Origin of the sequence: Amycolatopsis sp. NPDC051106 (genome assembly GCF_040682775.1) — a bacterium.
GTDB lineage: Bacteria > Actinomycetota > Actinomycetes > Mycobacteriales > Pseudonocardiaceae > Amycolatopsis.
This window is the reverse complement of the sequence record NZ_JBFBBQ010000168.1, coordinates 1-8,476: the sequence shown is the minus strand read 5'-3', so window position 1 is coordinate 8,476 and position 8,476 is coordinate 1. Positions and strand designations below refer to the sequence as shown.

At 73.0% G+C, this 8,476-nt stretch carries 9 protein-coding genes; 4 read left to right on the top strand and 5 right to left on the bottom strand.

Annotation, left to right across the window (positions count from 1 at the left end; genetic code table 11):
- Positions 1-119 precede the first annotated feature (119 nt).
- The 5 genes from AB0M83_RS47695 to pknB all read right to left on the bottom strand — a co-directional run bounded on the left by AB0M83_RS47695 (position 120) and on the right by pknB (position 6,334).
- The gene (locus AB0M83_RS47695; RefSeq protein ID WP_364529188.1) at positions 120-1,433 is read right to left on the bottom strand and encodes a wax ester/triacylglycerol synthase family O-acyltransferase; all 1,314 of its coding nucleotides are present in this window, start codon (positions 1,431-1,433) and stop codon (positions 120-122) included.
- A 243-nt stretch (positions 1,434-1,676) separates the two neighbouring features.
- On the bottom strand, positions 1,677-2,378 hold the full coding sequence (locus tag AB0M83_RS47690; protein WP_364529185.1) for a hypothetical protein: 702 nt from the start codon (positions 2,376-2,378) through the stop codon (positions 1,677-1,679).
- A gap of 149 nt (positions 2,379-2,527) precedes the next feature.
- Positions 2,528-4,033: an SPFH domain-containing protein gene (locus AB0M83_RS47685; protein WP_364529182.1), complete on the bottom strand. Its 1,506-nt coding sequence runs from the start codon at positions 4,031-4,033 to the stop codon at positions 2,528-2,530.
- A gap of 55 nt (positions 4,034-4,088) precedes the next feature.
- Positions 4,089-4,298 (bottom strand): hypothetical protein, encoded by a 210-nt coding sequence (locus AB0M83_RS47680; RefSeq protein ID WP_284741042.1) that lies wholly within the window; start codon positions 4,296-4,298, stop codon positions 4,089-4,091.
- Positions 4,295-6,334, bottom strand: a complete 2,040-nt coding sequence (gene pknB / locus AB0M83_RS47675; protein WP_364529179.1) for a Stk1 family PASTA domain-containing Ser/Thr kinase — start codon at positions 6,332-6,334, stop codon at positions 4,295-4,297. The genes AB0M83_RS47680 and pknB overlap by 4 nt, the downstream gene beginning before the upstream one ends.
- 103 nt (positions 6,335-6,437) lie before the next feature.
- Between pknB and AB0M83_RS47670 the strand changes: the two genes are divergently transcribed.
- From AB0M83_RS47670 to AB0M83_RS47655, 4 genes are all read left to right on the top strand, one after another.
- Positions 6,438-6,806 (top strand): Rv2175c family DNA-binding protein, encoded by a 369-nt coding sequence (locus tag AB0M83_RS47670; RefSeq protein ID WP_364529176.1) that lies wholly within the window; start codon positions 6,438-6,440, stop codon positions 6,804-6,806.
- A gap of 115 nt (positions 6,807-6,921) precedes the next feature.
- On the top strand, positions 6,922-7,260 hold the full coding sequence (locus tag AB0M83_RS47665) for a hypothetical protein (RefSeq protein ID WP_364529173.1): 339 nt from the start codon (positions 6,922-6,924) through the stop codon (positions 7,258-7,260).
- A gap of 6 nt (positions 7,261-7,266) precedes the next feature.
- Entirely contained in the window at positions 7,267-7,566 is a 300-nt protein-coding gene (locus tag AB0M83_RS47660; RefSeq protein WP_364529170.1) for a hypothetical protein, read from the top strand.
- A gap of 360 nt (positions 7,567-7,926) precedes the next feature.
- Entirely contained in the window at positions 7,927-8,448 is a 522-nt protein-coding gene (locus AB0M83_RS47655) for a CGNR zinc finger domain-containing protein (RefSeq protein ID WP_364529191.1), read from the top strand.
- Positions 8,449-8,476 lie beyond the last annotated feature (28 nt).

Sequence of the window (8,476 nt, the reverse complement as noted above, 5' to 3'; positions counted from 1 at the left end):
GGTTCTCCCTCCTTTCACCCCCCCCCCGCGCGCCCCTTGGTGGCCTTGGGTGCGTCAGACGCACCGAAGGCCGCCTTGGGTGCGTTGGACGCAACCAAGGCCACATTGGGGCGCTGGGGTCAGGACGCGTCGAGCAGGCGGTCCGCGGACTTCAGCACCGCGTCGTGCAGGGAGCCGACGTCCGGGACCGCTTCGCCGTTGACCTGCAGTCCGATGTGGACCGCATCGCGGTACGTCGCCACCGCGATGCCGACCGCGTGCCGCGGGGCCAGCGGGACGAACGGGTAGAGCTCCGCCAGGTGGGCGCCGCCGAGGGACAGGCGGGCCGGGGGCACCGGGACCGTCGTGATCACCAGGTCGAACAGCATCGGCGCGGCCAGCCCCGCCGTGCGCGTGCCCAGCCGGTGCAGCAGCGGCGGGACACGGTCGGCCAGCAGCGGGAGCGCCCCCGCGCCGCGGCTCGGGCCCGCCGCCTTGTTGCGGGTCATCGCCCGGCGGACCACCCGCAGCCGCTCGACCGGGTCGTCCTCGCCGACCGGCAGGTCGCACAGGTACCCCGACAGCTTGTTGCCGCCGACCTGGCCGCCCGCCCGCCCGCGCACGCTCACCGGGATCAGCGCGCGCAGCGTGCGGCCGTCGGCGCGGTGGCCGCGGTTGACCAGCCATTCGCGCAGTGCGCCGGAAAGCACCGCCAGCACGACGTCGTTGGTCGTGCCGCCGTGGGCCTTGCGCACCTGGCGCAGGTCCGCGAGCGGGAGCCGGACGAACCCGAGCCGTCGTTCGGCCGACGTCGGCGCCGACACCGGCGACAGCGGTGGCCGCGCGGCACGCACCAGGGAGGACGCGATCCCGGCCGTCTCGTTCGCCTGGCCCCAGACCGTGCCCAGCGCGTCCTTCACCGTGTCCAAAGTGGACCGCGGGGCCGGGATCGGCCGCGGCGCCGGGATCCGCTCCGGCAGGTCGACGCCGTCGAGCAGGCCGGCCGCGACCGCGTACGCGCCGGCACCGTCGGTGAGCGCGTGGTGCAGCTTCAGCAGCAGCGCGAACTTCCCGTCCGGCAGGCCGGTGACCAGGGTGAGGTCCCACAGAGGCCGGGACGTGTCGAGCGGCTCGGCGATCCACCGCGACGCGTACGCGGTCAGGGGGTCCGGTTCGTACAGCGAACTCAGGGCCGCGTGGTGGATGTGGTCCGCCGCAACGAATCCCGGGTCTTCGGCCCAGCTGGCCGACCCCGGCGGGAACAGCTCGGCGCGGGCCCGCTGGCGCAGTTTCGGCATCCGGGCGGCACGTTCGGCCAGCAGGGCGGTCACCGCGGCGGGGTCGACCGGACGGCGGCCGGCGAAAGTGACCACCGCCCCCATGTGCATCGGGGAGGTTTCGCTTTCCAGGCACAGGAAAGCGACGTCGAGCGCGCTGAGCGGAGAGCCTGCCATGGGCGACCTTTCCGGGTTCGCGGGTGTGCACGGCCACGTGCGTCGGAAGGGGAGAACCAGCGTCTTTCGGGGGGTCCGGGTGGCGGAGCCCCCGGCCCGGGGCGGTGCCCCGGTACAGCACTGCACCAGCCCGACATGACGGCCGGGTGGTCGAAGTGTTTCCACGACGCTAACTACCCACCCCGTTCATCCATTCGAGATACCCCGGGCGCCGGTGCGCGGGGTCACAGAGCAGGGAACGCGCTACTCCGCGGGGGTGGACCCGGGTTCTTCCGCCCGCACCACCGGGGTCCCCCATTCGGGGGTGAGCGCCACCTGCTTGCCGACGCGGCGCACCGGCAGGCCGTTCACCTGCCGCTTGCCCAGCCCCGGCCAGATCTCCGCGGCGTCCTTCGCCGCGGCCCGGATCGCGCCGCCGTCGAGCGTCGTGCGCGTCTCGGCGATCTCGCGGTCGGTCCACTGCACGACCAGCTTCAGCGGGCCGGCCGGCGGGAGCGGCCACAGGAACACTTCGTGCTCGACGGCGAAGCGCGTGCCGCCGACGGGCTGCGCCCGCAGCACCGGTTCTTCCGGTTCGGACGCCGACGGCACCGAGATCGTCTCGGAGCTCGCCCGGCTGCCGTCGGCGTAGAGCACGCCGATGAGCAGCCCGTTGTAGTCGGGCTTGCGCCGGTGGTCGATCAGGCCCTCGGCGGGGTCGTCGACCAGGCTGTCCCGGGAGTACACCGTGATGCGCAGCGTGAGCGACTGCGGCCAGACCTCGACGGCCCGCAGCGCGACGATCGTGCGTTCGGACCGGCCCAGCGGCTGCGCCAGCGGCAGCACCGCCGGGACGATGTGCTCGCGCGGGGGATCGGTCCAGTGCCGGCCGTTGAACGCGTAGAGCTCCTGCTCCGGAACGGGGAACAGGGGACGCTCGCGGGGACCGCCGGTGAAGAAGCTCATCGGGCGGCCCGCGACCCGCTGTCCGGCACCATGCGCCCACGGTAGGACAACCGCCCGGGAATTGCCGCCCCCGAACGGGCGTACGGCCCCTGCCTCCCGTGATCCGGGACACAAGGGCCGTACGCAGCGTGACCCACCGGTCGCTGTTCCTAGTCGGTCAGCTTCAGTTCGCCGTTGGAGACGGCCTTCTTCTCGAGTTCCTTCTCGGCCGGCTTGGCCATCGCGTCCATCAGCTGCCGGGCCAGGCCGAGACCGGTCCCGCCCAGCGACAGCGCCTTCGCGAACATGTCGGACATGCCCTCGGCGCCGTTGAGCACGACCATGTGGTCGACGTTGCCGAACGCGCTCGCGCCCGCCTCGACGATCTCCGGCCAGCGCTCGGCCAGCTGCTGCGCGACGACGGCTTCCTGGTTCTCGGCCAGCGCCGCGGCGCGTGCCTTGATGGCGTCCGCCTCGGCCAGGCCCTTCGCCCGGGCCGACTCCGCTTCGGCGAGACCCTTCGCCTTCGCGGCTTCCGCCTCCGCGAGACCCCGGGCCTTGGCCGCGGCCGCCTCGGCTTCACCGGTCGCCCGGGTCGCGCCCGCCATCGCCTCGGCACGCGCCTTCGTGGCCTGCGCCTCGGCCTCGGCGGCCGTCTTCACGCGGGTCGCGTCCGCCGCCGCGCGCAGCTCGGTCTCCTTCGCCTCGGCCTGGGCCTTGGCGATCGAAGCGTCACGGGCGGCGTCCGCCGCGGTCCGCGTGTCGTACGCCTTCGCGTCGGCCGGCTTGCGCACCTGCGACTGCAGCCGCTGCTCGGCCAGCGCCGCTTCCAGCTCGGCCGCCCGGGTCTCCTGGACGACGACCTCCTGGCGCGCGGTCGCCTCGGCCAGCGGACCCGACTGGGACATCTTCGCCCGCGCCTGGTCGACCTCGGCCTGGTAGCCGGCCTGCTGGATCTGGCTTTCGCGGACCGCGGCCGCCTTCTTCGCCGCGGACATCTGCTCGACCTCGGCGGCTTCCTGGTCGCGCTGCGCCTCGGCGATACGAGCCGACGCGGCGATCGCGGCGGCGTGCGGCTTGCCGAGGTTGTTGATGTAGCCCGACTCGTCGTCGATCTCCTGGATCTGCAGCGAGTCGACGATCAGCCCCAGCTTGATCATCTCCGTGGCCGAGGACTGGCGCACCTCGCCGGTGAGCGCGTCCCGGTTGTGGATCATCTCCTCGATGGTCAGCCCGCCCACGATCGAGCGCAGGTGCCCGGAGAACAGCTCGTGGATCGTGTCGTTCATGCCCTTCTGCTGGTCCAGGAACCGGCGGGCGGCGTTGGCGATCGACGCGAAGTCGTCCCCGACCTTGTAGATGACGACGGCCCGCACGGTGACCGGCAGCCCCTGCTTGGTCACGCAGGAGACCTGCAGGTTGACACCGCGGGTGTCCAGCGACAGCCGCCGGGCGGTCTGGAAGCCGGGGATGACGTTCACCCCGCGGCCGGTGATGATCTTGAAGCCCAGGCTGTCCGCGGTGTCCGCGCGGTCGACTCGGACGCCCAGCCCGGAGATGATCAGCGCTTCGTTCGGTTCGGCCACCTTGTACAGCAGCCGCAGGACCCCGAAGATCACGATCAGCACGACGATGAGCCCACCCGCCGCGTACAGCAGGATTTCGACGAGACTCATGGCACCGACCCCCTCGTTTTCTGTTGTCAGGTGTGTTGGTGCCTCTTCGACGCCGTCAGCGGCCCAGCGGTTGCCACCGCTCGACATAAACCGTGCGCGGGGGTTCGAAGTCGACCACGAGCACCTGGGTGCCGGAGGAGAAGGTCGCGTCCGGGTCGGCCGGGTAGGCGTAGAACGCCTCCGTGCCGCCCCGGACGTTGAGGAGCACCTCGCCGATGAGGCCGGGGCCGATCGTGCCGGTCACGCGGCCTCGGCTGCCGATCATCCCCCGAAGCCCTTCAGCTTGACCTTGCTGCCCTTCTGCACGAACGTGCCCGGCTGCGGGTCCTGCTGGAAGACGAAGTCGAACCCGCCGCCCCCACCACCGGGGCCGCCGCGGCCCCGGCCGCCGTCGCGGTCGGCCTTCAGCCCGGCCTGCTCGAGGATCTTCTGGGCGTCGTCGAACGAGCGGAACCGGACGTCCGGCACCTGGACCGCGTTGTTGACGAAGACGCCGATCCGCTTCTCCTTGGCCTGCGAGTTGGCCGGGGGGTCGGTGCGGGTGACGGCCCCGCCCGGGATCTCCTGCTTGAACTCCTCGCCCGCCTGGAACGGCTCGAAGCCGGCCTGCTGCAGCAGCTGGAACGCCTCGTCCTTGTTCCGGCCGCTGACGTCCGGGACCGGCGGCAGCGGGATCGGGCCCTTCGACACGATGATCGTGACCTGGCCGCCGATGTTCAGCTGGCTGCCCGCGCCCGGCGTGGTGCGGATGACCGCGCCCTGCGGGACCTCGGCGTCGTAGTCGTCGGCGCCGCGGACCGGCGTCAGCTGCGCGGTCTTGATCGCCTGCTCGGCGTCGGGCAGCGCGGTGCCCGGCCGGATGTCCGGCACCGCCGGGCGGCCCTTCGACAGCACGACCGACACCGTCGAGTTCGGCGCCAGCGGCGTGCCCTCCGCGGGCTCGGCCCGCAGCACGGTGTTCGACGGCACCGAGTTGTCGTACTCCTGGCTGAACTGCGGGGTCAGCTTCACCGCCCGCAGCGCGTCACCCGCCGCGGCCTGGTTCAGCCCGACCAGCTTCGGCACGGACGCGGTCTTGTCGCCGCCGGTGTCGGTGACCATGAAGATGAACGCCGTCAGCAGCCCGCCGAACAGCAGCACCGCGCCGGCGATGATGGCGATCCGCTTCCGGTTGTCCGCCGGCTTGTCCGGCTCGGGCTCGCTCCGGCGCCGCGGCACCGGCGGCCGCACGGGCGGGATCTGCTGGGTGATGCCCGGGGGCGGGGTGCCCGGGTGGCTCAGCGCCCGCGTCGCGTTCGGGCGGTGCACCGGCATCGTCTTCTCGGTGTCCGGCAGCACCTGCGGGATCCGCGGCAGCGTGCGCTCGGTGTCGGCGAGGTCGCCCTGGCCGTGGGACACGGGGACCGGCACGGTCACCGGCAGCAGGCCCAGCTGCGCGCGCACCGCCGTCAGCTCGGTGAGGAAGTCCCCGGCGTCGGCGGGGCGCAGCGCCGGGTCCCGCCGGGTCGCGCGGGTGATCAGCTCGTCCAGCGCGGGCGGCAGGTCGGGGCGCAGCTCGCTCGGCCGCGGGACGTCGTCGTTCACGTGCCGGTACGCCACCGAAATCGCGGTGTCGCCGGTGTAGGGCACCTGCCCGGTGAGCATTTCGTAGAGCAGGATGCCGGCCGAGTAGACGTCACCCCGTGCGGACGCCGAGCCGGTCGCGACCTGCTCCGGCGACAGGTAGGCGACCGTGCCCAGGATGACGCTCGAGCTCGTCGTGCCCGCGCTCGCCACGGCCCGCACCAGGCCGAAGTCGGCGACCTTCACGACGCCGCCGGTGTGCGGCCCGGACCGGCCGATCAGCACGTTCTCCGGCTTGACGTCCCGGTGCACCAGGCCCGCCCGGTGCGCGGAGGCCAGCGCCGAGAGCACCGGCTCCGCGACGCTCAGCGCCAGCGCGACGTCCAGCGGGCCCTTGTCCTCCAGGAGGTCGCGCAGCGTCCCGCCGTCGACCAGTTCCATGACCAGGAACGCGAGCCCGGACTCGGCGCCCTGGGGCAGGTCGAAGCCCTGGTCGTGCACCGCCACCACGTGCGGGTGGTGCAACTGCGCCGCCGACTGCGCCTCCCGGACGAACCGGTCCACGAACGACCGGTCGTCGGCGAACCGCGGGTCCATGATCTTGATCGCGACCGGACGGTCCAGCCGGGTGTCGGTCCCCCGGTAGACGGAAGACATCCCCCCGTGGGCGAGCAGCCGGTCCACCCGGTAGCGCTGCTCGAGGAGCGTGCCGACCAGGCCGGGTTGGGTGCGAGTCACGAGTATGGATCGTACGGAACCGCACACGGTTGGTGGAGGAGACCTGGCGGGTCACCCGTGCGCACTAACGGGCGTGAGTGCGGAATGTGGCAGAGTGTCACGTGTGAGTGGGATTCCTGTCGCCGACGACGTCCTCGACACCGCCATCGCGGTCCTCCCGTTGGGAGAGGTCGCGAACGTCCTCGGGACCTCCGCCAACAAGGTCCGCCAGATGCTGCGTGACGGGCAGCTGATCGCCTTCAGGCGCGGCGGTGACCTGTGCGTTCCCGGCGCCTTCTTCGTCAAGGACGGGATCGTGAAGGGCCTCGCCGGGACGATCACGGTGCTCGCGGACTCCGGGTTCTCCCGGACCGAGATGCTGCGGTGGCTCTTCGAGACCGACGAGAGCCTGCCGGGCAGCACCCCGATCAACGCCCTGCGCACGAGCCACGGCACCGAGGTGAAGCGGCGCGCCCAGGCGATGGCCTTCTGACCTGCGCAGATAGACCGCCGCGGCACTGAGCTGGACAGCCGCGGCGGCGATCAGGCACGCCGGGAGCGACCAGGTCGCGAGGGGCCCGGCGGCGGCCGCCCCGGCCGCGAGACCGGTGATCTTCACGCTCGCCGCCGTTGTGAACACCTGCGCCCGGACGTGCTCCGGCGCTTCGCGGTGGCGGATCGCGAACAACGCCGTGAGCTGCGGTCCTTCGCCGACCCCGGCGATCGCGGCCGCCGCGACCAGCCCCGGGACGCCGGGCGCGAGCGCGGCCACGGTGCAGCTCAGGGCCAGGACCAGCGTGCTCAGCCAGACCGTCCGGTCGGGGGACCACGGCAGCGGGTGCCGCGCGAAGACCGCGTTGGCCAGCAGGGACGCGGTCGCCAGCACCGTCAGCAGCAGGGCGCCGTCGGCCGGGCCGCGCAGGTGCGCCGCGCCCAGCAGGGGATAACAGACGGTGACCATCCCGATGCCCGCGCAGGAGAGCGTCGACGCGCACGTCGCCCGCCTCAGCGGGGCGTTGCGCACGAGAACCGTGAAGCCGTCCTTGAGGCGGGTCCTGGTCGTGCGGCGTTTGCGGGGGAGGGCCCACGCCACCGGGACGGCGGCGGCGACCAGGACGACGGCGGTGGCGAGCCCGGCCGGACCGCCGAGGAGTCCCGCGACCCCGGGACCGGCCAGGGCGGCGGCGGTGAACGTCAGCGCGTCGAGGCGGCTGGCTTTCTGGAGTTGCGGCCCGGCGACGGCGGGCAGTTGAGCGGTCCAGCCGCCGGCGATGGCCGGGTTGAGCAGGCCGGTCACCATCGCCACCCCGACCACGGCTTCGAGCGGCAGGTGCCCGAAGGCGGTGCTGACGAGGGCGATCCCGCCCGCGTAGCCCAGCAGGGCCGTGGCGAGCAGCCGTCCCGGCGCCGGACTGCGGTCGAGGAGGGCTCCGAAGGCGGGCCCGCCCACCGCGGCGGCCACGGTCAGGCCGGCGAGCAGCGCGGAACCGGCGTGCGGGCCTTCTCGGAGGCCGAGCAGCAGGAGGGCGGGGCCGGACAGCTCGTCGCCGGTCCTCGCCAGCGTCGCCCCGACCAGGTAACGCCTTATCATGGGCAAGACGTTACAGTGGGGCATGGCCTTTCCGCACCGGGATTCCGTGCAGCGCGCGGTCGACCTGCTGGGTGTCCTGCTCTTCGACGCGGAGCCGTCCGCGATCACCCGCGTCTTGCGGTCCCACGGAGAACCGGACGTCCGGCTGTCTTCAGAAGACGTGGCGGAGCTGCGCGCGGCGGCGGTGGAGCTGCGCGCGGTGTTCGCGGCACCCGACGCGGCTTCGGCGGCGGCGGTGCTCAACCGGCTCTTCGCCGCTTACGCGAGTCCCCCGCGCCTGACGGACCACGAAGAGGGCTACGGCTGGCACCTGCACGCGGACGCGGCGGACGACGGCCCGTGGGGAGCGTGGCTGGTGACGTCGTCGGCGCTGGGGCTGGCCGCGCTGCTGGCCGAGCGCCAGGACGTGCCGGGAGGGCTGTGCGCTTCGGCGTCGTGCGGGAAGCCGTTCGCCCACACCGGCGGCGGCAGTCCGCGCCGCTACTGCTCGCCCCGCTGCGCTACGCGGGAGCGGGTCGCCGCCCACCGGGCCCAAAAGCCGTGAAGGCCTCCTTACCGGCTAAGAGAGCCGG

Bases quoted from the DNA above. Each gene is read 5' to 3' on its own strand.
- AB0M83_RS47695 (WP_364529188.1), bottom strand. From the start codon at position 1,433: ATGGCAGGCTCTCCGCTCAGCGCGCTCGACGTCGCTTTCCTGTGCCTG.
- AB0M83_RS47690 (WP_364529185.1), bottom strand. From the start codon at position 2,378: ATGAGCTTCTTCACCGGCGGTCCCCGCGAGCGTCCCCTGTTCCCCGTT.
- AB0M83_RS47685 (WP_364529182.1), bottom strand. From the start codon at position 4,033: ATGAGTCTCGTCGAAATCCTGCTGTACGCGGCGGGTGGGCTCATCGTC.
- AB0M83_RS47680 (WP_284741042.1), bottom strand. From the start codon at position 4,298: ATGATCGGCAGCCGAGGCCGCGTGACCGGCACGATCGGCCCCGGCCTC.
- AB0M83_RS47655 (WP_364529191.1), top strand. From the start codon at position 7,927: ATGGCCTTTCCGCACCGGGATTCCGTGCAGCGCGCGGTCGACCTGCTG.